This is a genomic window from Streptomyces sp. NPDC032161 (assembly GCF_040636995.1).
Taxonomy (GTDB): domain Bacteria; phylum Actinomycetota; class Actinomycetes; order Streptomycetales; family Streptomycetaceae; genus Streptomyces.
This window is the reverse complement of record NZ_JBEZVN010000002.1, coordinates 35,822-58,471: the sequence shown is the minus strand read 5'-3', so window position 1 is coordinate 58,471 and position 22,650 is coordinate 35,822. Positions and strand designations below refer to the sequence as shown.

The following is a 22,650-nucleotide window of genomic DNA, read 5'->3' as shown; positions in this document are numbered from 1 at the left end:
GGCTGCCAGGCATGGCGACTTGTCCTCACTCAGGGTCCGCGCCCTGGTTCGACGTGACCGGCGACCAGAGTCTCCTGGCTCCCGGATCCGCGATTCCCCCGGCCTTCCAGCCCGCTCGCGCGTGCCGTGACTTCCCGGTGTGGGGGACCGCTCCCCGGTGACAGTGGCGGGACCGCGCCGGATTCGCACCGGCTTCCTCTGCTGTCGCCGTAAATGGCTCCGGCAGTCCACCACGCTCTGCGAACGCCCGTCAACTTGCCGTTGACCTGCGGCGGTGCAGTGTGCTGAGGCCCACATCGGGACGGGGACACGACGACGGGCCGGACGCGCGAGGTGCGTCCGGCCCGTCGGGGCTGCGAAAAGGAGGTGCCAGGGGAGGGCCTCAGGCGACGATCAGATAGATCCCGTACGCGACCGCCGCCACGCACAGCGCGAAGCAGACGTACGCGCCCGCGCGCGCCAGCTCCCGGGATCCGCCGGAGCCGCCCCGGGCCGCCGCCTCGGGCTGCTTGGCGAGACCGACGATGCCGAGGGTGAAGACGCCCACCAGCGCGACGGTGACGACGAGGGAGACGCCGAAGACGGAGCCGAGGGCTGCCCAGTCGATTTTCATGCTGCTTCCTTAGACGGTCTGCGGACGGTCCGCGTGTTCGGTCCGGTGCCGGTCACGGCGCTTTCGAAATACGTCCTAGACGGCGGCGGGACGCGCCGGGTCCTGGGCGGTGGCGGTCGGGGCGGCGGCCGCGGGCGTGGCCGGGATGATGGTCATGAGGTCCTGCGCCGCGGCGGTGGCCGCGACGGTGGGCGGCGGGCTGACGGCGGCGATGGCCGTGGTGACGACGCCCGCGGGTTCGACGGCGCTCTCCGAGGGGGCGACGTCCCCGTGGCCGACCGGCTTGCGGCGCGAGACCAGCCAGATCGAGCCGGAACCCACGACCAGCAGCGCCGCGACCACGACGACGCCCCAGGTGCCCTGCTTGGTCAGCAACTCGGCGCCCGCGCCGACCAGGCCCGCGGCCGGCAGGGTCAGGCCCCACGCGACGAACATCCGGGTGGCGGTGGACCAGCGGACCACGCCGCCCTGGCGGCCGAGACCCGCGCCCATCACGGCGCCGGAGCAGGACTGGGTGGTGGACAGGGAGAAGCCGAGGTGCGAGGAGGCGAGGATGACCGTGGCCGCGCTGGTCTGGGCGGCGAAGCCCTGCGGCGGCCTGAGGTCGGTGAGGCCGCTGCCCATGGTGCGGATGATGCGCCAGCCGCCCAGGTAGGTGCCGAGCGCGATGGCCGTACCGGCGGAGACGATGACCCAGACCGGCGGGTTGGCGCCGGGGTGCAGCACACCACCGGTGACCAGGGCCAGGGTGATGATGCCCATGGTCTTCTGCGCGTCGTTGGTGCCGTGGGCGAGGGAGACCAGTCCGGCCGAGGCGATCTGACCGGCGCGGTAGCCCTTGGCGGTGGCCTTCTCCTGGGCCTCGTCACGGATCTTCCCGCCGATCCGGTACGTCAGCCGCGTGGCCAGCAGCGCGGCGAACCCGGCGACGATCGGGGCGGCGACCGCGGGGATCAGCACCTTGGTGACGACCGTGCCGCCGTTGACCGAGGACCAGCCGGCCGACATGACCGCGGCGCCGATCAGCCCGCCGAACAGGGCGTGCGAGGAACTGGACGGCAGCCCGACCAGCCAGGTCAGCAGATTCCACAGGATGGCGCCGACGAGTGCCGCGAAGATGACCTCCGTGCGCAGCCCGTCCTCATTGATGATCCCACCGGAGATCGTCTTGGCGACCTCCACGGACAGGAACGCGCCGACGAGGTTGAGAACGGCGGACATGGCCACCGCGGTCTTCGGTCTGAGTGCGCCGGTCGAGATGGTGGTGGCCATCGCGTTGGCGGTGTCATGGAAACCGTTCGTGAAATCGAACACTAGAGCTGTCACGATCACAATCGCGAGAAGCAGCGTGATGTGTTCCATTTACCCAGGCAATCGTTCGACGTCATTGGCAGGTTGACGGTAGGCAACTTTGGTGAACGGGAGATGAACTGGGCGGGGCTTCATGGTGTCCCCGGGGGACGCTGCGGGGCGGTTCGCGGCCACTGTGTCCGCCGCCCCCGCTCCGTCGTCACTCTTCGTGGTTCCTTCGGTCGGTCGTGTGTACGTACGCCCGGCGGGCTGACAGGATCACGGTCATGAGCGATCAGCGACGGGACGCGAGCGATCAGCAACGAGGTGTGATCGAACAAACCTGGGCCGATCTCCTCACCACCGCCCGCAGGACGGCGGCGGACGGCCTGGTCGTCGGCACGTCGGGCAACGTGTCGGCCCGGGTCGGCGACACGATCCTGGTCACCCCGAGCGGCGTGCCCTACGACCGGCTCCGCCCGCAGGACGTGGTCGGCGTCGATCCGGAAGGAAACCAGGTCCTCGGCGTACTGACCCCCACCAGCGAACTCCCGCTCCACCTCGCGGTCTACCGGAACACCGACGCGGCCGCCGTCGTGCACACCCACGCGGTGCACGCCACGGCGGTCTCCACCCTGGTCCCCGAGGTCCCGTCCATCCACTACGCCGCCGCCATGCTCGGGGGACCCGTGCGGGTGGCGGCCTACGCGCGCTACGGGACCGAGGAACTGGCCGCCAACATGCTGGACGCCCTGCGCGACCGCACCGGCTGCCTGCTCCGCAACCACGGCACCGTCACCCACGGAGCCACCCTGGACGAGGCGTACGACCGGACCGCGCAGCTGGAATGGCTCTGCCGGCTCTGGCTCGCCGCCGTCTCCGTACCCGGACTGTCCCCGGCCCTGCTCACCCCGGCCCAGCTGGACGACGTACGGGAGGCGCTGAAGGGATACGGACAGGCACGCTGACCCCGCCGGGCCCGGCGAACGGCCCGTTCCGCCCCCGGCCGGGCACCGGCGAGCGGCCGTTTCCGTCTTCCGTTTCCGTCTACCCCCGCACGCCCGACGGTGGCCCGTGCCGTCCCTCCCCGGGCCCGTGCCGTCCCTCGCCGGGCACCGTGCGGACCCGTCCGGGTGGCAGGGCGCGACCCGCCCCACCAGACTGGAACGGTGCGCCCGGCAACAGTCACGGCAGCAGCCGTCACCACGATCCTCGGCCTCGGTGCGGCAGCGGTCGCGGCCGGCCGGTACGCGGGCGACGCCGCCCTCAAGGCACCGCCCGGGCGGCCACTGCCCGCCGACCGGGGACTGACCGTGCACGCCACGGCGGCCGGGCGGGTCACCCTGACCCGTTCCTTCACCTCCCTGCGGCCCGGTACGTACGGACTGGAGGGCGACGGCCTGCACGCCGTCGTCGGCCCGGTGGTCGAGCACGCCCACCATGCCCCCGACACCGTCGTGCGCCGACTGGAACGCGTCGACCGGGGAAGCCTGGAGCCCGGCGCCAAGGTCCGGATCACGCCCCAGCTGTACAGCGGGGACCCCACCTCGGCGCTCGGCCTCGACCACGAGGAGGTCGAGATCCCCGGCGAACTCGGAGCGCTGCCCGCCTGGTTCGTGCCGGGCGCCCGCGACACCTGGGTCATCACCGTGCACGGCCTCGGCACCACCAGGGAACACCCCATGAACCTCATGGCGTTCCTGCACGACCTGCACCTGCCCGTCCTCGACCTGGCCTACCGCGGCGACCCCGGGGCCCCGCGCTCCCCGGACGGACTCGCCCACCTCGGCGAGTCCGAGTGGCGCGACCTGGACGCGGCGATCCGCTTCGCCGTCCGCTACGGCGCGGAGAACATCGTCCTGCACGGCTGGTCCACCGGCGCCTCGATGGCGCTGCACGCGGCGGTCGACTCCGCGCTGCGCGACCGGATCAGCGGCCTCGTGCTCGACTCCCCGGTACTGGACTGGGCCACCACACTGCGCGCCCTGGCCACCGCCCGCGGCGTCCCGGCCGCCCTGCTGCCGCTCGCCGTCCGCGCCGCCCAGGGACAGACCGGACTGCACGGCGCCCGCCTCCTGGACGGCTCCCTCGCGTCGGCCCTGCGCGCCCCGACACTGATCTTCCACGGCCCGGACGACACCCTGGCGCCCTGGCAGCCGTCCCGCGAGCTCGCCGCCCGCCGACCGGAACTGATCGCGCTGCGCACCGTGCCGCAGGCTCCGCACGGGGCGATGTGGAACGCCGATCCGGACCACTACGAGGAGACCCTGCGGCGCTTCCTGACGCCCCTCATGTGACCCGATGCGCGGGATCGGGTGATTGGTTCCGGGCCCCGTCACCACCCCGTCCACCGGGAATCCGGGTTCCGTTTGGGCTTTCGGGCCGTCAGGGGCAAGACTGCTCTCCGTGACGTCCCGTACCCCGCGCGACTCCAGGCTCCGACTTGTCCGCCCGCGACCCCTCGCCACCGCTCGCAAGGCCGTGACCACCCGGCGCACCAGGCCGGCGCCCCGCCCCCCGGAGGGCACCCCGCCCCGGGCGGAACTGGCCCGCCAGGCGAGGGTCGTCCTCGCCGACGCCGTACGGATCGCCCGCTGGGCGGCCGACGGTGCGCTCCCGGGCGCCCCGCCCCCGGCCGCCCAGGCCCTCGAAGGGGCCGCGACGGCCCTGGAACTCTCCCCGGCCCAGGTGCGCTCCGGCTGGGACCGGGCCCGCCTCGCCGGTCTCGTGGAACTGCACGGCGGCACCGCGCGCCCCGGCTGGCGCCTGCGCGCCTGGGACCGCGACGACTCCGCCGTGCTGCGCGGCTGGGTGGCGCTGTTCGACGCCTGGTCCCTCGTCCACCCGGCGCCGGACGACGTCGAGGTCACCGCGGTCGCCGAGACCGTCGAGGCGGTGCCCCAGGTGCTCTCGCTCCTCCAGTTGTCGGCCGGCCCGGTCGCCGTGCCCGCCCTCCTGGACCTCCTCGAACAGCGCGTCGCGGAACTCCACGAGGAGCGCTGCCTGGTGCCGTACGAGCCGTCGCCCGAACCGGCCGTCCCGGCTCCCGCCGCACACCCGGCCGCCCTGGTCGCGCGGCTGCTCGACTGGGCCCTGGAGGGACTGGCCGCCGTCGGCGCGCTCACCCTCGGCACCGGGCACGCCACCCTCACCCCGCTCGGCAACTGGGCGGTCTGGGTCAAACTGGAACAGATCTGCGTCGCCGCCCAGAGCCCGGCGGGCAACATCGAGCAGTCCGCCGCAGACATGCTGCACGGCTGCGCCCGGCTCACCCCGGGCCCGGCCCGCGACGAGTACCGCGCCTGGCTCGCCGCCCGCCCCGTCGGCAGCGCCGTCGCCGAACTCCTCGCCGTCGCCCGCGGCGAGGACGCCCTGCTGCGCGGGCTCGCCTTCGAGGCGCTCCGGGTGGTCGGCGCGCCCGCCGAACCCGAGGTCCGCTCCGTCCTCGGCGATTCCTCGCTGCGCCCCTACGCGCTGCTGTGGCTGGCCGAGTACGAGGGCGCCGATCCCGAGGACGCCCAGGACGTCCTCAGCCGGGAGGAGGCCACCTGGCTCTGGGTGGACACCGCGGCGGCGGTCGCCGACCACGGCGAGACCGGGCTGCTGGTGCGCCACCTCGACTCGGCCGTCCAGGGCACCGTGCCCGCCCTCCTCGACGAGGTACGGGCCGTCGGCCATCCGCGCACCGTGCAGGTCCTGGTCGCCCTGGCCGCCGCCCACCCGGACCCGGCCCTGGCCAAGGCCGTGCGCCGGGCCGCGTTCCAGGTGCACACCGGCGGCGTCTGACGCGGACGCCCTCCCCGGTCCGCCGGGGAGGCCGTCCGGCCGCCGTCCCGCGAGAACGGCGCGCCTTCGAGGAGGCGCCGTCCGACGGGGCGGGCCCCGCTCACCGGAAGGTGTTGCACGTGCCCATGTCGCCGGTGCGGTAGCCCGTCGTGAACCACTGCTGCCGCTGCGCGGCCGATCCGTGCGTCCAGGACTCCGGCGTGACCCGCCCCTGGAACTTCTCCTGGATCCGGTCGTCGCCGACCGCCTCCGCCGCGTCGATCCCGTCCCGGATGTCCGCCTGCGTCAACGACGTGATCAGCGGCCGTCCCGTCTCCTCGTCGGGCGTGGTCGTCGCGTGGTGCGCCCAGACCCCGGCGTAGCAGTCCGCCTGCAGCTCCACCCGGACCGCGTTGCTGTTCGCGCCCACGCGCCCGTCCTGCGCCCGGCCCAGCGTCCCCATCAGGTCCTGCACATGGTGTCCGTACTCGTGGGCGACGACGTACGCCTGGGCGAACGGCCCGCCGCTGGAACCGAACTTCGTCCGCAGCTCGTCGAAGAACCCCAGGTCCAGGTAGACCTTCTGGTCGCCGGGGCAGTAGAAGGGCCCGACCGCCGACGTCGCGGAGCCGCACGCGGTGCCGACCCGGTCGGTGAACAGGACCGTCCTCGCGTCCGTGTACGTCCCGCCGCGCCGCCGGAACTCGCTCGTCCAGAAGTCCTGCACGCTGTTGACCACCGCGACCGTCCGGCAGTCGTCCCTGGTGTTCGCGTCCCGCCCGGTCCGGCACGACTCCTGCACCTGCGCCGCCGACGACGCGGTGGCCGTGCTGTCCGAATCACCGGAGGACAGCCCGAGCTGATCGGGGCCGACCCCGAGGAACAGCCCCAGCAGCAGTGCGATCAGACCGACGATGCCGCCCCCACGGTGGCCCTGCCCCCGGGGATACGGCTGCCGCGCACGTCCTGGACATCGGACGTGTCCAGATCGGCGTCGTCGTCGAACTGCATGGGTGTCGCCCTCCGCTCCGGCCGTGGTGGTCCGTCCGCCTCCGCCGAGTATGGGAGAGATCATCCCAGCACGCCCGGTCGAACCGTGCGGGGGAGCGGGCCGGGGCGGCTGCCGGACGGACGGCGGGCGTCCGCCCCGGCGCATGAGGAAAAGCGGTTGCACACCGCCAGTAGAATGAGCCGCATGGCAATTCTCCTCGTGCATGAGTAACGGCGTCGAGACGACTCCGCCCTCGCCCCGTCCGCCGTCCGTCCGCCCTGGAGTTTTACCGTGATCACCGCTTCCGGCATCGAGTTGCGCGCCGGCGCCCGCATCCTCATCGAGTCCGCCTCCTTCCGCATCGCCAAGGGCGACCGCATCGGCCTCGTCGGCCGCAACGGAGCGGGCAAGACCACCCTCACCAAGTGCCTCGCGGGCGAGGGCGCCCCGGCCGGCGGCACCATCACCCGCTCCGGCGAGGTCGGCTACCTCCCGCAGGACCCGCGCACCGGCGACCTCGACGTGCTCGCCCGTGACCGCATCCTCTCCGCCCGCGGCCTCGACGAGATCCTGCGCAAGATGCGGGAGAACGAGGACCGGATGGCGAACGGCAAGGGCGCCACCCGCGAGAAGGCGATGAAGAAGTACGAGCGCCTGGAGACGGAGTTCCTCACCAAGGGCGGTTACGCGGCCGAGGCCGAGGCCGCCACCATCGCCGCCGCGCTCAGCCTGCCCGACCGGGTGCTCGGACAGCCGCTCCACACGCTCTCCGGCGGTCAGCGCCGCCGCGTGGAGCTGGCCCGCATCCTGTTCTCGGACGCCGACATCCTGCTGCTCGACGAGCCGACGAACCACCTCGACGCCGACTCGATCGTCTGGCTGCGCGACTACCTCAAGAACTACCGCGGCGGCTTCATCGTGATCTCCCACGACGTCGAGCTCGTCGAGACGGTCGTCAACAAGGTCTTCTACCTCGACGCCAACCGCTCGCAGATCGACGTCTACAACATGGGCTGGAAGCTCTACCAGCAGCAGCGCGAGGCCGACGAGAAGCGCCGCAAGCGGGAACGGCAGAACGCCGAGAAGAAGGCCGCGGCCCTCAACTCGCAGGCCGACAAGATGCGCGCCAAGGCCACCAAGACCGTCGCCGCGCAGAACATGGCCAAGCGCGCCGAGCGGCTGCTCTCCGGCCTGGAGGCCGTGCGGGTCGCCGACAAGGTCGCCAAGCTGCGCTTCCCCGAGCCCGCGCCGTGCGGCAAGACCCCGCTGATGGCGGAGGGCCTGTCCAAGTCGTACGGCTCCCTGGAGATCTTCACCGATGTGGACCTCGCCATCGACAAGGGCTCCCGGGTCGTCATCCTCGGCCTCAACGGCGCGGGCAAGACCACGCTGCTGCGGCTCCTCGGCGGCGCCGAGAAGCCCGACACCGGCCAGATCGTCGAGGGCCACGGACTCAAGCTCGGCTACTACGCCCAGGAGCACGAGACCCTCGACCCCGAGCGCACGGTCCTGGAGAACATGCGCTCGGCGGCCCCCGACCTCGACCTCGTCGACGTCCGCAAGACACTGGGCTCGTTCCTCTTCTCCGGCGACGACGTCGACAAGCCCGCGGGCGTGCTCTCCGGCGGCGAGAAGACCCGTCTCGCGCTGGCCACGCTGGTGGTGTCCTCCGCCAACGTGCTGCTCCTGGACGAGCCGACGAACAACCTCGACCCGGCCAGCCGCGAGGAGATCCTCGGCGCGCTGCGCACGTACAAGGGCGCCGTCGTCCTCGTCACGCACGACGAGGGCGCGGTCGAGGCCCTCCAGCCGGAGCGCATCATCCTGCTGCCGGACGGGGTCGAGGACCTCTGGGGAGCGGACTACCAGGACCTGGTCGCCCTGGCCTGACCCAGGGCGGGCCGCCCGCGCGGCCCGTCCCTGATCCACTCCGCCTGGATCATTCGGCTCATGTGTGATCCGTCATCTGCGTGAGTCCGTCTCGTACCGCGTCGGCGGAGCCCGGCGGACAGTTGTCCGATGCACCCATTTGGGGGGTACGCCCCCCGTGTGGCCCTGACCTGGTCGTTCGTTTCCAGACCCGTCCTCACCCGGCTCCGCGGCCCTGAGGAATACGGGATTCCGAACGTACCGGGCCGTTTCCCTGCCCGGAATCCCGTTGCGCGGACCTTGTCGAATGGGTGGCCAGGAAGCCCCCGAGGGGTGATCATGAGAGTCCAGAGCGCACTTCCCATGAGGAGGCACGGGTGGCCGAGACTCTGAAGAAGGGCAGCCGGGTGACCGGCGCCGCGCGCGACAAGCTCGCGGCAGACCTGAAGAAGAAGTACGACTCCGGTGCGAGCATCCGGGCGCTGGCCGAAGAGACCGGCCGCTCCTACGGATTCGTCCACCGGATGCTCAGCGAGTCCGGAGTCACGCTGCGCGGACGCGGCGGGGCGACACGAGGCAAGAAGGCCGCCGCGGCCTCAGGGCCCGTCGTGTGACCTCCGACCGGAAGGCGGATGCGGCATGGTGCGTGCGATTCCAAGACGTCGGGGTGTCCTTGTAGTGGAGCTACCAGGGCATTTCGGCAACGCCGGAAGCGTGCGTGCCACGGCGTGGCCGCCCGGTCAGGGGTCACCCGACAGGCTCTGAGGGGCTTCACGGATCGGGGCAGGCCGTCCGGACCTGCCCCGGGGCACCGGCTTCGGCCGTGGCCACCCGGTCGATCGTGATGTCGATCGGGTGGTTACTGTTCAGTCACTTAGTTCGGCATGCTGCTCGGCAAGCTGACTGACCGATCCGGAGGCCCCCATGACCTCGCTCGACTCCGTGCTCGACAAGGACGGCGTACGACTCACCGTCGACGACGCGGTCGCCACGGTGACCCTCACCAATCCGGCCAAGCGCAACGCCCAGTCTCCCGCTCTGTGGCGGGCGTTGACGGAGGCCGGACGGGCGCTGCCCGGCACGGTGCGGGTCGTCGTGCTCCGCGGCGAGGGCAAGTCCTTCTCCGCGGGCCTCGACCGTCAGGCGTTCACCCCCGAGGGGTTCGAGGGCGAGCCGTCCTTCTTCGACATGGCGCGCGGCACGGACGCCGAGCTCGACGCGACCATCGCCGAGTACCAGGAGGCCTTCACCTGGTGGCGCCGCAACGACATCGTGTCCGTCGCGGCGGTACAGGGGCACGCGATCGGTGCCGGATTCCAGCTCGCCCTCGCCTGCGATCTGCGGATCGTCGCGCAGGACGTGCAGTTCGCCATGCGCGAGACCAGTCTGGGCCTGGTCCCCGACCTCACCGGCACCCACCCCCTGGTGCATCTGGTGGGGTATGCCCGCGCGCTGGAGATCTGCGCCACGGGCCGCTTCGTGCACGCCGAGGAGGCCGAACGCACCGGTCTGGCCAATCTGGTGGTGCCCGTCGACGAGCTGGAGGCGGCGGCCCGTGACCTGGCCGCCGCGCTGCTGGCCGCTCCGCGCGACGCGGTGGTGGAGACCAAGACGCTGCTGGGTGGTGCCGTCTCCCGCGGTTACGAGGAGCAGCGCGCTGCCGAACGTGCCGCGCAGGGCCGCCGCCTGCGCGACCTGGCGGGCATCACCGACTGACCGCCGGCGTACGCGTTCCGGGCGGGCCGGGTCCTGCGGCCCGCCCGGATGCGTCGACGGCCACGGGCGCATGAGCCGTCCGCGAGCGGTTCACGGACCATCACGAGTCGGACCGTCACGTGCCGGGCCGTCACGGGTCGGCGGGCGTGGCCGTCACCACCGCCGTGACCAGCACGGTCACCGAGGGCCGACCCGGCGCGGCGTCCGCCACCGCGCCCCGCACCGCACGCGCCACGTCGAGCGCCCGGTGGCCCCGCTCCGCTGCGAACTCGACCCGTACCCGCCCGGGTGTCGTGTGCACGGCCGCACCCAGTACCCCGGTCAGCGTCGCCACACCGGGCACGCCCGCGGCGACGGCCGCCACCTCCCCTTCCGCCTTCGCCGGACGCACCTCGCCCGCCCCGACCGCCGCGGTCGCACGCGGCGCGGGCGGCGCCTCCAGCAGCTCCGTCACCCGCAGGTCCACCCCGGACACCACCAGGCCCAGGTGCCGGTCGGCCGCCGAGAGCAGCGCCGTGCGCAGTGCCCCCGCCGCGGCGGGCAGCGGCGGGTCGGAGAACGCCGCCATGGTCGCCTCCATCCGCAGCGGGCCCGGGGGCAACGCACTCGGCGGCGGCTGCACCCACTCCTTCGACACCGGGCGCGGATCGGCCGAACGGATCCTCAGTTCCCCGAGCACCGGCATGGGCGTGGGCCCCGTTCCGGGCCCGCTCGCCGCCTCCCGCAGCACCGCGACCGCCGCCCGTTCCGCGATCCAGGCGCCGTCCTCCGGGCCACCCAGCGGAAGCAGCCGCCCCAGTCCGGTCCGCCGCCGGATCGTCGCCGCCCATGTGTCGTCCCCGTGCGGGCCGTCAGCCGTCGTCATTGGCCCAGACTGCCGTATCCATGGCGCGAGACGGGGCAAGCACGCCTAATGTGGGCAAAGAGGCTCAATCCGCCCCCGAAGGGAAGAGTGGCGATGACCGACACCACACAACGGGTCCGTCCCGGGAACCCCGACGAGGAACCGGGCACGCTCATCAAGCGCGGCGGGGGAGACCCCGCCACCCGTGGTCGCACGACCATCGCGGACGGCGTCGTCGAGAAGATCGCGGGCATGGCGGCGCGGGACGTGGACGGTGTCCATGCGACGGGCAGCGGGCTCTCGCGCACGATCGGGGCGGTGCGCGACCGGGTACCGGGCGGCGGCAGGTCCGTCACCCGGGGAGTGAAGGCGGAGGTGGGCGAGTCGCAGACCGCGCTCGACCTGGAGATCGTCGTCGACTACGGGGTGGCGATCGCCGATGTCGCCCGCGACGTGCGGGAGAACGTCATCGCCGCGGTCGAGCGGATGACCGGCCTGGAAGTCGTCGAGGTCAACATCGCCGTGAGCGACGTGAAGCTGCCCGACGAACCCGATGACGAGCAGCCCGAGCCACGTCTCCAGTAGATCTCCGGGCGGAGAGTCCGAGCAGAGGCCCGGGCGGTCACCGAGGCAGTTGAGGAGCGCACGATGAGCATGGCGATGGTCGGCATGGTGGCCGGCATGGTACTCGCATTCGCAGGATACTTCGGCGGATTCGGGGCATTCCTGCTGGTGGCGGCCCTGGGGGCGGTCGGATTCGTCATCGGCCGGCTCCTGGAGGGCGACCTGGCGCCCGGTGACTTCCTCCGGGGTCGCCAGCGCGGCGACCGACGGCGGTGACGGCGTTGGCGGTGTCGTCGATGTCGTCGGGGGCGGGCGGCCGGGTGGCCGCGGGCGAGCGCGGGGAGACCAGGATCGCCGACCGGGTGGTCGCGAAGATCGCCGCGCGGGCGGCGAGGGAGGCGATCGACGAGCCGCCGGAGCAGGGTGCCCCGCCGCGTGCCACGGTCACGGTGCGCCGGGGCGCCGCCCGGGTCCGGATCGGCCTGGAACTCGCGTACCCCACGGACATCGGCAGACAGTGCGGCGGCGTGCGCAGACACGTCACCGAGCGGGTGAGCGCGTTGACGGGGATGGAGGTGCCGGAGGTGGCCGTGCGGGTCGAGCGCCTGCACCCGACGGCGGTGGGCGGGAGGGTCCGATGAGCGGGCCCCCCGACCCTCGGTACGGCACCGGGCGCCCGCCCGAGGGCCTTCCCGGTGACGAGGGCGATGTCCCCGCCCCCGACCCGTCAGGCGCGTCCGCCTCTTCGGCCACGCACGACCCGGTGCGCGCGCGGCACCGGCGCGGTGCCCCGGCCGGCCGCTTCTGGTCGGTGCGCCGGGTCCCTGCGGCGCTGCTCGCCCTGGTGGTCCTCGGCGGTACGGGCCTGCTGCTCTACGACGTGGCGGCGGTACGGGCCGGCCGGCCCGCGATGCGATGGCGCCGGGTGCTGGCCCGCGAACTCGCGGACCGGCCGCTGCACGACGTGTGGGTGCTGACCGGAGCGGCGCTCGCGGTGGCGATCGGGCTGTGGCTGCTCGTGCTCGCGCTGTCCCCGGGGCTGCGCGGCCTGTTGCCGATGCGCCGGGACCGCCACGGTGTACGGGCCGGCATCAACCGTTCGGCGGCGGCCCTGGTCCTGCGCGACCGGGCCCTTGAGGTGTCCGGGGTGCGGTCGGCCCGGGTCCGGGTGGGCCGCGGGCGGGTACGGGTGCGCGCGGTGTCGCACTTCCGGGGCCTCGACGACGTACGGGCCGACCTGGACACCGTCATCGGCACCGGCATCGGGGAACTGGGACTGGCCGGGGCGCCGCGCGTGAGCCTGTCCGTCCGCCGTCCCACGACGAGGAAGGGGTGAGCCCGTTGCTCAGGACCGTCAACCGGGTACTGCTCGGCCTGGCCGGACTCCTGCTGATCTGCGGTGGGGGCGCGGTGCTCGCCGCCGGGCTCGGCCTGTCCGTGCCGTCCTGGTGGCCCTGGCACGGCGGGGACGACGTGCTGCTCGGCGTGGTTGACCGGGTCCGCCGGCGCGACGAGGGCTGGTGGTGGCCCGCGGTGATCGCGGCCCTCGCCGCCGTGGTCGTCCTCGCCCTGTGGTGGCTGCTGGCCCAGGCGCGCCGCGCCCGTCTCGCCGAGGTGCTGGTGGACAGTGGCGACGGCGAGGGAGCGCTGCTGCGGGGCCGGGCCCTGGAGACGGCGCTCGCCGACGAGGCGGCGGCCCTGGGCGGCGTGGCCCGCGCCCGGGTGGCGCTGACCGGCCGCCGCGACGCGCCGCGTGCGGCGGTGCGGCTGCTGCTGGAGCCGCACGCGACACCGCACGAGGCCCTCGGCCGGCTCGCCGACGAGGCGCTGGCGCACGCACGGGACTCCGCGGGGCTGGCCGCGCTGCCCGCCGAGGTCCGGCTCGGGGCGGTCGGACACCGCCCGGAACGGGTGAGCTGACGGTGGCGGCCGTGGTGGCCGCCGTCGGCTTCGGCCCGGACGGGCGGACCGGGGCAGGAACCGCGCCGGGTCAGAAGCCGTGCCGGAAGCCGCCGTCGACCGGCAGCATGACCCCCGTCAGATAGGACGCCGCGGGAGAGAGCAGGAACGCCGCGGTCCGGCCGAACTCCTCCGGGGCCCCGTACCGGCGCAGCGGGATGAGCGCCGCGCCGGCGGCGCGGGCGGCCTCCGCGTCACCCGACAGGGCGTCGAGTTCACGGATCCGGTCGGTGTCGATCCGGCCCGGCAGCACGCCCACCACCCGGATCCCCCGGGGGCCGAGCTCGTCGGCCAGGGACTTGGCGAAACCGGCGAGGCCGGGGCGCAGCCCGTTGGAGATCGTCAGCCCGGCGATCGGCTCGTGCACGGAGCCGGAGAGCACGAAGCCGATGACACCGCCCTCGCCGAGGGAGGCCGCCGCGGCCCTGGCGAGCCGGACCGCCCCCAGGAACACCGACTCGAAGGCCGACCGCCACTGCTCGTCGGTGTTGTCGGCGGCGAAGCCGGGCGCCGGGCCGCCGACGCTGATGAGGATGCCGTCCAGCCGCCCGAACCGTTCGTGCGCGCCGTCGACCAGGCGCTGCGCCGAGGACGGGTCGGCGTTGTCGGCGACGACTCCGACGGCGTCCGGCCCCAGCTCCGCGGCCGCCGCCTCGACACGCCTCTCGTCCCGGCCGGTGATGATCACCCGGGCGCCGTCCTCGGCCAGGGCACGCGCCGTGGCGTTGCCCAGCCCCCGGCTCGCGCCGGTGACGATGTACACACGGTCCTTCAATCCAAGATCCATGCGCCCTATCCTGCCTGGTCGGGCCCCAGGGTGTCGGTCTCCGTCGTGTCCTCGCCGACCAGGGCCATCGCGGTGCTGACCAGCCCGATGTGGCTGAACGCCTGCGGGAAGTTGCCGACCTGCCGGTGCGTGACGGTGTCGTACTCCTCGGAGAGCAGCCCCACGTCGTTGCGGAGATTCAGCAGGCGTTCGAAGAGGTCCCTGGCCTCCTCGGCCCGTCCGATCATCGTCAGGGCGTCGGCCAGCCAGAACGAGCACGCCAGGAACGCTCCCTCACGGCCGGGCAGCCCGTCGATCGAGGACCCGTCCGTGCTGTAGCGGCGGACCAGGCAGTCACTGCCCAGCTCCCGCCGGACCGCGTCGACCGTGCCGATCACCCGGGGGTCGTCCGGGGGCAGGAAGCCGGTCCGGGGGATCAGCAGGGTCGCGGCGTCCAGGTTCCGGGAGCCGTAGGACTGGGTGAAGGTGTTGCGCACCGGGTCGAAGCCCTTCTCGCACACCTCCCGGTGCACGGCGTCCCGCATCGCCCGCCACCGGTTCGCGTCCCCGGCCAGTGCCGGGTTCTTCTCCAGGGTGCGCACGGCACGGTCGGCGGCGACCCAGGCCATGACCTTGGAGTGCACGAAGTGGCGGCGCTGCCCACGGATCTCCCACAGCCCCTCGTCCGGCTCGCGCCAGGTGGACTCCAGGAAGCCGAGCAGGCTCAGCTGGAGGTTCCAGGCGTGCGGCTGGTCGTCCAGACCGGCCTCGCGGGCGAGCCGCAGCGAGTCGATGACCTCGCCGTACACGTCGAGCTGGCGCTGGCGGACGGCGGCGTTGCCGATCCGTACCGGAGCGGAGTTCTCGTACCCGCGCAGCCACGGCAGCTCCGCCTCGGGCAGTCGGCGCTCGCCCGACAGGCCGTACATGATCTGGAGGTCGGCGGGGTCACCGGCCACGGCCCGCAGCAGCCAGTCCCGCCAGGCCGCGGCCTCCTCCAGGTATCCGGCCGAGATGAGGGCACCGAGGGTCAGCGTGGAATCCCGCAGCCAGCAGAAGCGGTAGTCCCAGTTCCGTACGCCGCCGATCTCCTCGGGCAGCGAGGTGGTGGGCGCCGCCACGATGCCGCCCGTCGGGCCGTAGGTGAGCGCCTTCAGCGTGATCAGCGAGCGGATCACCGCCTCCCGGTACGGGCCCCGGTACCGGCAGGTGGCCGACCACTCGGTCCAGTCGGCCAGGGTGTTCTCCAGCGCCTCGAACGGGTCGACGAGGTCGGGGCGCGGGGAGTGCGAGGGGTGCCAGGTCAGCACGAACGCGACCCGTTCACCCGCGGCGACGGTGAACGACGAGCAGGTGGAGAACTGCTGGCCCCAGGTCTTGACCGGCGGCTCGCTGCGCAGCCAGGCCGAGTCGGGTCCGGCGACCGCCACCCGGTGCCCCTGCGAGCGGCGCATCCACGGCACGACCGAGCCGAAGTCGAAGCGCAGCCGGATCACGGAACTCATCTCGACCCTGCCGCTGAGGCCCTCGATGATCCGCATGACCTCGGGCTCCTGGTCGCGCTGCGGCATGAAGTCGATGACCTTGACCGTGCCGGTACGGGTCTCCCAGAACGTCTCCAGGACGAGGGACTCGCCCGCGTAGCCGCGTCGGGTACAGGCGTCGGCACCCTGCGGCGCGATCCGCCAGTGGCCGTTCTCCTCGTCGCCGAGCAGGGCCGCGAAACAGGCGCCCGAGTCGAAGCGGGGCAGGCAGAGCCAGTCGACGGAACCGTTCCTGCCGACCAGGGCGGCCGTCTGCAGATCGCCGATCAGGGCGTAGTCCTCGATGCGTGGTGTCACGTTCTGGCGTGTTCCCGGACATGGGCCCCGTTAAGCAGTTCCGCCCCACGAGCGACGCTCCGCCGCCCGCCGGCGACGCCCGGGTCCGGGCCGGACCCGGGCGTCAGACCGTGGCGGGTTCCGTCCGCTCCGGTTCGGACGCCGACCGCTCCTCGGTGGTCCCGGCCGCCGCGGCCTTGGCCCGGTCGAGCTTCTCCCGGCGGGCGAGGATCACGAATCCGACCGGGACGGCGGCGGCGAACAGCCACCACTGCACGGCGTACGCCATGTGCGGGCCGATCGAGCTGTCGTCGGGGGCCGCGATCAGTTCCGGGGAGCCGCCGGACGGCTCGGGCGAGATCTGCTCGATGTAGCCGCCGAGCACCGGCCGGGACAGCCGCTCGGCCTCCTGGGAGCTGTTGATCAGCATCACCTGGCGGTCGGGCAGGTCCGAGATGTCCTTGATGCCGCTGGTGCCCGTCGTCTCGTCGGCCTTGAGCCGTCCGGTGACGGTCACCTCGCCCCGCGGCGGGGGCGGGACCTCGGGGAAGGCGCGCTGGCTGGCGGCGGCGGGCACCCAGCCGCGGTTGACCAGGATCGTGCCGCCGCCCTTGAGGTCGAACGGGGTCAGCACATGGACGCCGACCCGGTCCTCGGTGGAGGTCCTGCGGCGCACGACCACCTGGTGCGCGGTGTCGTACGTGCCGGTGGCCGTCACCGTGCGCCAGTAGTCGGAACGCGGGACCGTGTGCCCCGGCGAGGTGAGCGAGGCGACCGGAACGGGGGCCGCCTCGAGGTTGCGCGAGATCAGGGAGTTCTGCGCGACCCTGTGCTCGTGCCGGTGCAGCTGCCAGAAGCCCAGCTCGACCATCGTGGGAATCAGGACGAGGACGAGGAGGGCGAGGAGCAGCCACTGCCGGGTCAACAGGAAGCGGTACACCCCACGACCGTACAACTGCGTCATGGGGCGCAACGCGCAGGGGTGGGGAAGAGGGGCGGGCCGAAGGGGCGGGGGACGAGGAACCGGGGACGAGAGGAGGGCCGACGGGCCGGGGACGAGGGGGCGGGGCCGGTGACGGGGAGCGGAGGGCGGCCGGTGGTCAGACCTTGTCGATGATGCCCACCCTCCCCTCGGCGCGGGAGCAGTGACCGCCGCAGTACCAGTGGCCGCCGACTTCGACGCCCTGGCCGATGATCTGGACCCGGCAGTGTTCACAGATGGGTGCCATGCGGTGAATGGCGCAGGCGAAGCAGTCGAAGACGTGCACCGCGCCCTGCGCGTGCACCTCGAAGGACATGCCGTAGTCGTTTCCGCAAACCTCACAACGTGCCATGCGCCACAGGGTCGGACGCGGGGGCGGCGGTGGGCGAGCGGCGGACGGGCGAGTCGTCCCCGGTTCACTCCGATGACGGCGCGTGCGGCCGCGTCGCCGCCGGGGCCACGTCGCGCAGCAGATGGGTGAACGCGCTCTCGTCCAGGATCGGCGTGCCGAACGACTTGGCCTTCACCGTCTTCGAGGTCGCCGCGTCCGGGTCGTTGGTCACCAGCAGACTCGTCAGACGGGACACGCTGGTCGCCACGTGCAGTCCGGCCTCGACGGCGCGGTCCTCCAGCAGCTCGCGGTCTATGGAGGTGTCCCCGGAGAACGCCACCCGCATGCCCTGCATGAGCGGCTTGTCCTTCTCGTACCGGCCGGGGTTCGGATACGGGCACGCCGGGCGCTTGCGCGAGGGGCGCCAGCTGTTCTGCCCGTACGAGGGCTGGTAGCCGATCCGGGGCGTGACCGGGGAGTCCGACCACTCGGTCAACGGGCGGCACTCCAGCAACGGCAGCCGCACCCCGCCGTGCGCCGCCGCGTGCAGACTCGGCCGGAACGCCTCGGCCAGCACCCGGGCGTCGTCCAGCGCGTGGTGGGCGCGCCGTTGCACGACTCCGAAGTGCGCGGCCAGCGACTCCAGTTTGTGGTTGGGCAGCGGCAGCCGCAGTTCCTTGGCGAGCGCGATGGTGCACAGCCGCTGCTCGACGGGGGCGGTGACCGCGGCACGTGCGTACTCCCGGGCCAGCATCGACCAGTCGAAGGCCGCGTTGTGCGCGACGAGCACACGGCCCGCGAGCCGTTCGGACAGCTGGGCGGCGATCTCCGGGAAGAGCGGGGCGCCTTCGAGGACATCGCTGGTCAGTCCGTGGATCCAGACGGGGCCGGGATCACGCTGCGGGTTGACGAGGGTGTACCAGTGGTCCTCGACGTCGCCCCGCTCGTCCAGACGGTAGACGGCGGCGGAGACTATCCGGTCGTCACGAGCGAGGCCGGTGGTCTCCACGTCGACGACCGCGTACCCCCGGGGGTACGCGGTCGGCCACGGTGCTGCGGTCTGGCGGTCGTCGAGCATGGTCACAGAGAATACGGGCCGCGACTGACAGTCTCCTATTCCTGCGGGTGTGCGACGGCGGGCCGGGGCGGCGCGCGACCGGCGGCCGGGCGGGGTGAGACCATCCCCCGATGACGGATATCCGGACGCATGACGAACCGCACGGCAACGGGCTCGGCGCCCGGCTGAACTGGCTGCGTGCCGCGGTCCTCGGCGCCAACGACGGCGTCGTCTCCACGGCGGGACTCGTCGTCGGCGTGGCAGGCGCCACCGGCGACCGGGGCACCCTGCTCACCGCGGGTCTGGCCGGGCTGCTGGCCGGCTCCATGTCGATGGCGGCGGGCGAGTACGTGTCGGTCTCCACCCAGCGCGACTCGGAACGGGCCGCGCTGGCCACCGAGAAGTACGAGCTGGCAGAGGCTCCCGAGGCGGAACTGGTCGAACTCACCGGCCTGTTGGAGGACAAGGGGCTGAGCCACGAGGTCGCCCGCGAGGCCGCTCTCCAGCTCACCGCCCGCGACGCGCTGCGCGCCCACGCGGAGGTGGAACTCGGCATCAACCCGGACGAGCTGACGAACCCGTGGCACGCGGCGGGCGCGAGCTTCCTCGCGTTCACGGTGGGCGCGCTGCTTCCACTGCTGGCGATCGTGCTGCCGCCCGCGTCGCTGCGCCTGCTCGTGACCGTGCTCTCGGTGCTGGCGGCCCTGGCGCTGACGGGCTGGTGGAGCGCCCGCCTGGGCGACGCGGCGCCATGGCCGGCGGTGGCGAGGAACATGGGCGGGGGAGCGCTGGCCATGGCGGTCACCTATGCGGCGGGAGAGCTGCTGGGCGCGGTGGGGGTGTAGGGGCCTCACGGCGCCCGGCGCACCGGCAACGCGCTCATGGCCGGGCTGCGCCCGGTGTTCCTCCGGTACGCCCGAGAGCTGCCCGATGCGTGCGTGCCGAGATCAGGAACGCCGGACGATGCGTTCGGGCGGGAAGTGTTCGGTGCCGCTGACCCGGGCGTCGTGCGAGAGGGTGATGGTCAGCTCGTGCCGATCGCTCAACGGGGACAGGTCGACGGGGTGGGGCAGCGCCGTCAGATCGAGGGAGGTGAGGTGGGTCAGCTCGCGCAGGGGGCCCAGCCCATCGGGTACCTCGCACCCGGACAGGCTCAGCATGCGCAGTCCGGCGAGCGGTGACAGCAGTCGGAGGTCGAGCGGTGACAGCCGATTCAGCATGAGCGATTCCAGGCCGGAGAGTGGTGGCGCACCGGTGAGCTGGAGCAGATGCGTGTTGTCCCAGAGGGACAGTGTGCGCAGGGCCGTCCAGCGCTCCAGTCCCTCCAGGCGCACGGGCCGGTTCTGGACGCGGAGCGTCAGGTTGGTGATCCGTTGGCCGACGGGAAGTTCGCCGATGCACTCGATGAGGGGGGCGTGCCCCAGGGTGAGTCTGCGCAGATCGGGCATGTCGCGCAGGGGCCCGGGTTCCAGGTCAGGATGCAGTTCGACCAGAGAGAGCCATTCCAGACCGGGGCGGGCCAGCGGACCGAGGTCCCTGATCCGCGGGCACATGCTGAGGCCCACCTCGCGCAGCCGGGGCATGGCCGCGATGTGACTCAGCTCGCCGAGGGCCTGGTTGCGGAAGACGAACAGCCGTTCCACATCGCTCCGGGAGGTGATGTCGGGGAAGCATTCGTGATCTCCCTGGACATGCACGCCTCGCGCGGTGGGGATGTGACGCAGCGCGGCCAACTGGGCTTCGGTCCGTACGTAGACGTGTGGTCCGGAGTCCCAGGACCGGTCAGCCAGGATCTCGCGCGCGTAGGTCTCCGCGTCGAAGGAACTCCACGCGTCGGAGAGGGCGTCAGTCACCAAGAACCGGTCGTCCGACCGGAAGCGGCCGATGACCTCGTAGGCCGCGTCCCCCTTGATCTCCGCCGCCGTCCGCACGATCTCGGCCGCCTCGCGCTCGTTCACCTGGTCCGGGCCCGGCAGCAGTCCCAGCACCAGTTCACCGACCTTCGCGAGCTCCTCGGTGTCCTCGGGGGTGCTCGGCGGCAGCAGCTTCGCGGTCCGGTGCTCCACCTCCTCCCGGACGTCCGGGTCCAGCTCCGGGGCGTGCTCCAGGCTCGCCGCCGCGAGCAGCACCAGCCGGTGGCCGAGGCCGAGGTCCTGGTCCGCGCGGCGCAGCAACCCGCGCAGGAGTTCGGTCCGTTCGTCCACCCGGGCGTGCCCCACGGCCATCTGCACCACGTCGTCCCAGCCGTCGTCGTGCGCGTTGCGCACCAGCACCCCGAAGTCCCGCGCCTCCACCGCGGCCTTCGCGCCCAGGTAGTCCAGGAACGTCCGGTGCACGAAGTCCACGGCGCCCGGGGCCGGTTCGCGCAGCAGGCCGCTGCGGATCAGCAGGTGCGAGAACACCTGCTCCGCCGTGCCCCGCACCTGCGGCATGGCCCGCAGCCAGTCCCCGACCAGCGCCACCGCCTGCGCGCGGTCCGTCTCCACCCGGCCGTTGCGGATCAGCCAGTACGCCAGCCGCTGCAACAGCGCGGTCTGCTCCTCGCGGGTCAGGTCGACGCCCTCCACGCCCACGATCTCGCGCTCGGTGTCCCGGCGGACCAGCAGCATGTCCAGCGCGGCGTCGTACAACTCCTTGCGGGCGCGCGGGAGCTGCATCCGCCGGTCCCGGTTGAGGGCGCACAGCAGCGCACACATCAGCGGGTTCGTCGCCAGCCGGCCCAGGTCCCGGCGCGCCCCGACCGCCCGGCGCAGCGCCTCCTCGTACGTGTCGAGCCTCGTCCGCTCGTCCCCGGACGGGCACTCCGTCCGTGCCGCGTCGTGCCAGTGCCCGATGAAGGCGCGGACGTCCTCCCGTTCCATCGGCTGCAGGGAGTGCGCGACGAAGTCCTGCCGGTCCAGCCAGCCGTCCGGGACGGCGGAGGGCCGGGTCGTCACCACGTAGCGGGCCTGCGGATAGGCCGCGATCAGGTCCTTGAGCCAGCGCTCGGTCCGGTTGCGCAGCCGCATGGGGACCTCGTCCACCCCGTCCACCAGGACCAGCGCCCGGCCCTCGGCCAGCAGCCGGTCCGCCCAGCCCGGGGGCGCCGCGCCGTGCAGCGGGACGCCGGTCGCGCGCAGGAAGTCGTCGGGCACGGGCAGGGACTCGTACGAGGTGAAGGCGCGCAGCCGTAGGACGAAGGGCACACAGCGGTTCCAGTCCGCGAGCCCGTCGGCGAAGGTGCGGCACGCGGCGTTCACCGCCAGCCACTGCACCAGCGTGCTCTTCCCGGACCCCGCCGGACCGCGCAGCAGCAGCCGGTCGGTGTCCGCGAGCGCCTGTTCGACCCTGACCGTCACCCGGTCCGGGGCGGGCAGTTCCCACCACTCCGGGCCGCAGGAGTCGTGGGAACTCACCGTCAGGCCGATGTAGGCCGTCTCCAGCGGCCATTCGCCCGCCGAGCGGCCCAGCGTCAGCCCGAACAGTCCCATCCGGCTGTGCGTGGTGGCCACGAAGTCCGCGTACCGCTGCTCGAAGTCCAGGGCCGCCGCCTCCGGGCGCGGACCCGTCCGGGAACGGACGTCCTCCATCAGCTCCCTCGTCCGCGCGGCCGAACGGACCTGCTCCACCGCCGCCCGCGCCGCGAACGACGGCTCGGCGGTCAGCTGCTCCACGACGTGCTCGCAGCACCGGCCCAGCAGTTCCTCGTACAGGTCGGTCGCGCGCTCCCCGAGGCCCGCGGCGGGCACCGGCAGTTCGGCGCGCAGCCGTGCCGGATCCAGGTCCAGTGCGAACAGCCGGTCCGCCGTCAGCCCGTCCGCCGCCGCGAACGCGTCCCGTACCGCGTCCACGGCGGCCAGCCGCTCGTGCTCGGGGAGATCCGCGTACGACTCCGTCAGACGCTTCCCGAGCACCTTCGCCAGGCGGTCCGGCTTCGCCGGGCGGGGGAGCGGACGCACCGGATCCGGGACCAGCCCCGCGCCGGTCCTCGGCCGCACCAACGACCTGGCGACCGCGCCGGCCACCGTCGTGGCCAGCCGGAGCAGCGCAACGTCCAGACCCTGCACGACAGTTCCTCCCCCGAGGTGGTTCCGTTCACAGGGA

At 73.0% G+C, this 22,650-nt stretch carries 20 protein-coding genes, 3 pseudogenes and 1 riboswitch; of the genes and pseudogenes, 13 read left to right on the top strand and 10 right to left on the bottom strand.

The annotated features are described in order from the left end of the window. Nucleotides 1-67 precede the first annotated feature (67 nt). A riboswitch (cobalamin riboswitch) is annotated at nucleotides 68-200 on the bottom strand. Nucleotides 201-382: 182 nt separating this feature from the next. Beyond that, nucleotides 383-613: a hypothetical protein gene (locus AB0E67_RS06080; RefSeq protein ID WP_362021634.1), complete on the bottom strand. Its 231-nt coding sequence runs from the start codon at nucleotides 611-613 to the stop codon at nucleotides 383-385. A 145-nt stretch (nucleotides 614-758) separates the two neighbouring features. On the opposite strand from AB0E67_RS06080, the pseudogene AB0E67_RS06075 reads away from it, so the two are divergent. Continuing rightward, nucleotides 759-902: pseudogene (locus AB0E67_RS06075) on the top strand (hypothetical protein); the annotation flags it as partial. Nucleotides 903-1,012: 110 nt separating this feature from the next. Here AB0E67_RS06075 and AB0E67_RS06070 read toward each other — a convergent pair. Then, nucleotides 1,013-1,975 (bottom strand): annotated as a pseudogene (locus AB0E67_RS06070) (inorganic phosphate transporter); the annotation flags it as partial. 215 nt (nucleotides 1,976-2,190) lie between these two features. Here AB0E67_RS06070 and AB0E67_RS06065 point away from each other — a divergent pair. The 3 genes from AB0E67_RS06065 (at nucleotide 2,191) to AB0E67_RS06055 (ending at nucleotide 5,689) form a co-directional block, all read left to right on the top strand. Next, a complete protein-coding gene (locus AB0E67_RS06065) occupies nucleotides 2,191-2,871 on the top strand; it encodes a class II aldolase/adducin family protein (RefSeq protein WP_362021631.1) in 681 nt (226 codons plus the stop codon). 201 nt (nucleotides 2,872-3,072) lie between these two features. Then, the gene (locus AB0E67_RS06060; RefSeq protein ID WP_362021629.1) at nucleotides 3,073-4,200 is read left to right on the top strand and encodes a hypothetical protein; all 1,128 of its coding nucleotides are present in this window, start codon (nucleotides 3,073-3,075) and stop codon (nucleotides 4,198-4,200) included. Between the two features lie 184 nt (nucleotides 4,201-4,384). Continuing rightward, nucleotides 4,385-5,689: a hypothetical protein gene (locus tag AB0E67_RS06055; RefSeq protein WP_362023491.1), complete on the top strand. Its 1,305-nt coding sequence runs from the start codon at nucleotides 4,385-4,387 to the stop codon at nucleotides 5,687-5,689. A 100-nt stretch (nucleotides 5,690-5,789) separates the two neighbouring features. On the opposite strand, the pseudogene AB0E67_RS06050 reads toward AB0E67_RS06055, so the two are convergent. Beyond that, nucleotides 5,790-6,679 (bottom strand): annotated as a pseudogene (locus AB0E67_RS06050) (neutral zinc metallopeptidase). Nucleotides 6,680-6,950: 271 nt separating this feature from the next. Here AB0E67_RS06050 and AB0E67_RS06045 point away from each other — a divergent pair. The 3 genes from AB0E67_RS06045 to AB0E67_RS06035 all read left to right on the top strand — a co-directional run bounded on the left by AB0E67_RS06045 (nucleotide 6,951) and on the right by AB0E67_RS06035 (nucleotide 10,244). Beyond that, nucleotides 6,951-8,549: an ABC-F family ATP-binding cassette domain-containing protein gene (locus AB0E67_RS06045; protein ID WP_351518263.1), complete on the top strand. Its 1,599-nt coding sequence runs from the start codon at nucleotides 6,951-6,953 to the stop codon at nucleotides 8,547-8,549. Nucleotides 8,550-8,905: 356 nt separating this feature from the next. Next, complete coding sequence (locus AB0E67_RS06040; RefSeq protein WP_362021626.1) at nucleotides 8,906-9,142, top strand: helix-turn-helix domain-containing protein; 237 nt, start codon at nucleotides 8,906-8,908, stop codon at nucleotides 9,140-9,142. A gap of 310 nt (nucleotides 9,143-9,452) precedes the next feature. Then, nucleotides 9,453-10,244, top strand: coding sequence for an enoyl-CoA hydratase/isomerase family protein (locus tag AB0E67_RS06035; protein WP_362021623.1), 792 nt, complete (start codon nucleotides 9,453-9,455; stop codon nucleotides 10,242-10,244). A 130-nt stretch (nucleotides 10,245-10,374) separates the two neighbouring features. Here the strand turns inward: AB0E67_RS06035 and AB0E67_RS06030 are convergent, their stop codons facing one another. After that, a complete protein-coding gene (locus AB0E67_RS06030; RefSeq protein ID WP_362021621.1) occupies nucleotides 10,375-11,109 on the bottom strand; it encodes a hypothetical protein in 735 nt (244 codons plus the stop codon). Nucleotides 11,110-11,202: 93 nt separating this feature from the next. On the opposite strand from AB0E67_RS06030, the gene AB0E67_RS06025 reads away from it, so the two are divergent. The 5 genes from AB0E67_RS06025 (at nucleotide 11,203) to amaP (ending at nucleotide 13,572) form a co-directional block, all read left to right on the top strand. Next, nucleotides 11,203-11,673, top strand: a complete 471-nt coding sequence (locus AB0E67_RS06025; protein ID WP_362021619.1) for an Asp23/Gls24 family envelope stress response protein — start codon at nucleotides 11,203-11,205, stop codon at nucleotides 11,671-11,673. A 63-nt stretch (nucleotides 11,674-11,736) separates the two neighbouring features. Further along, the gene (locus tag AB0E67_RS06020; RefSeq protein WP_362021617.1) at nucleotides 11,737-11,928 is read left to right on the top strand and encodes a hypothetical protein; all 192 of its coding nucleotides are present in this window, start codon (nucleotides 11,737-11,739) and stop codon (nucleotides 11,926-11,928) included. A gap of 20 nt (nucleotides 11,929-11,948) precedes the next feature. Next, nucleotides 11,949-12,293 (top strand): hypothetical protein, encoded by a 345-nt coding sequence (locus tag AB0E67_RS06015; protein WP_362021614.1) that lies wholly within the window; start codon nucleotides 11,949-11,951, stop codon nucleotides 12,291-12,293. Further along, complete coding sequence (locus tag AB0E67_RS06010; protein WP_362021612.1) at nucleotides 12,290-12,988, top strand: DUF6286 domain-containing protein; 699 nt, start codon at nucleotides 12,290-12,292, stop codon at nucleotides 12,986-12,988. The genes AB0E67_RS06015 and AB0E67_RS06010 overlap by 4 nt, the downstream gene beginning before the upstream one ends. Nucleotides 12,989-12,993: 5 nt before the next feature. Then, nucleotides 12,994-13,572, top strand: coding sequence for an alkaline shock response membrane anchor protein AmaP (gene amaP / locus AB0E67_RS06005; RefSeq protein WP_362023488.1), 579 nt, complete (start codon nucleotides 12,994-12,996; stop codon nucleotides 13,570-13,572). Between the two features lie 70 nt (nucleotides 13,573-13,642). Here the strand turns inward: amaP and AB0E67_RS06000 are convergent, their stop codons facing one another. From AB0E67_RS06000 to AB0E67_RS05980, 5 genes are all read right to left on the bottom strand, one after another. Next, a complete protein-coding gene (locus AB0E67_RS06000) occupies nucleotides 13,643-14,398 on the bottom strand; it encodes an SDR family oxidoreductase (protein ID WP_362021609.1) in 756 nt (251 codons plus the stop codon). Between the two features lie 5 nt (nucleotides 14,399-14,403). Beyond that, nucleotides 14,404-16,218 (bottom strand): glycoside hydrolase family 15 protein, encoded by a 1,815-nt coding sequence (locus AB0E67_RS05995; protein ID WP_362021607.1) that lies wholly within the window; start codon nucleotides 16,216-16,218, stop codon nucleotides 14,404-14,406. Nucleotides 16,219-16,321: 103 nt separating this feature from the next. Further along, nucleotides 16,322-17,137 carry an SURF1 family protein gene (locus AB0E67_RS05990; RefSeq protein ID WP_362023486.1) on the bottom strand — a complete coding sequence of 272 codons (816 nt, stop codon included), beginning with the start codon at nucleotides 17,135-17,137 and terminating at the stop codon, nucleotides 16,322-16,324. 160 nt (nucleotides 17,138-17,297) lie between these two features. Continuing rightward, on the bottom strand, nucleotides 17,298-17,531 hold the full coding sequence (locus AB0E67_RS05985) for a hypothetical protein (protein WP_073788416.1): 234 nt from the start codon (nucleotides 17,529-17,531) through the stop codon (nucleotides 17,298-17,300). 64 nt (nucleotides 17,532-17,595) lie between these two features. Beyond that, nucleotides 17,596-18,594, bottom strand: a complete 999-nt coding sequence (locus AB0E67_RS05980; RefSeq protein ID WP_362021604.1) for a DEDDh family exonuclease — start codon at nucleotides 18,592-18,594, stop codon at nucleotides 17,596-17,598. Between the two features lie 104 nt (nucleotides 18,595-18,698). Here AB0E67_RS05980 and AB0E67_RS05975 point away from each other — a divergent pair, with 104 nt between their 5' ends. Continuing rightward, nucleotides 18,699-19,412, top strand: a complete 714-nt coding sequence (locus AB0E67_RS05975; protein WP_362021601.1) for a VIT family protein — start codon at nucleotides 18,699-18,701, stop codon at nucleotides 19,410-19,412. 102 nt (nucleotides 19,413-19,514) lie between these two features. Here AB0E67_RS05975 and AB0E67_RS05970 read toward each other — a convergent pair whose 3' ends face one another. Then, on the bottom strand, nucleotides 19,515-22,613 hold the full coding sequence (locus tag AB0E67_RS05970) for an NACHT domain-containing protein (RefSeq protein WP_362021598.1): 3,099 nt from the start codon (nucleotides 22,611-22,613) through the stop codon (nucleotides 19,515-19,517). Nucleotides 22,614-22,650 lie beyond the last annotated feature (37 nt).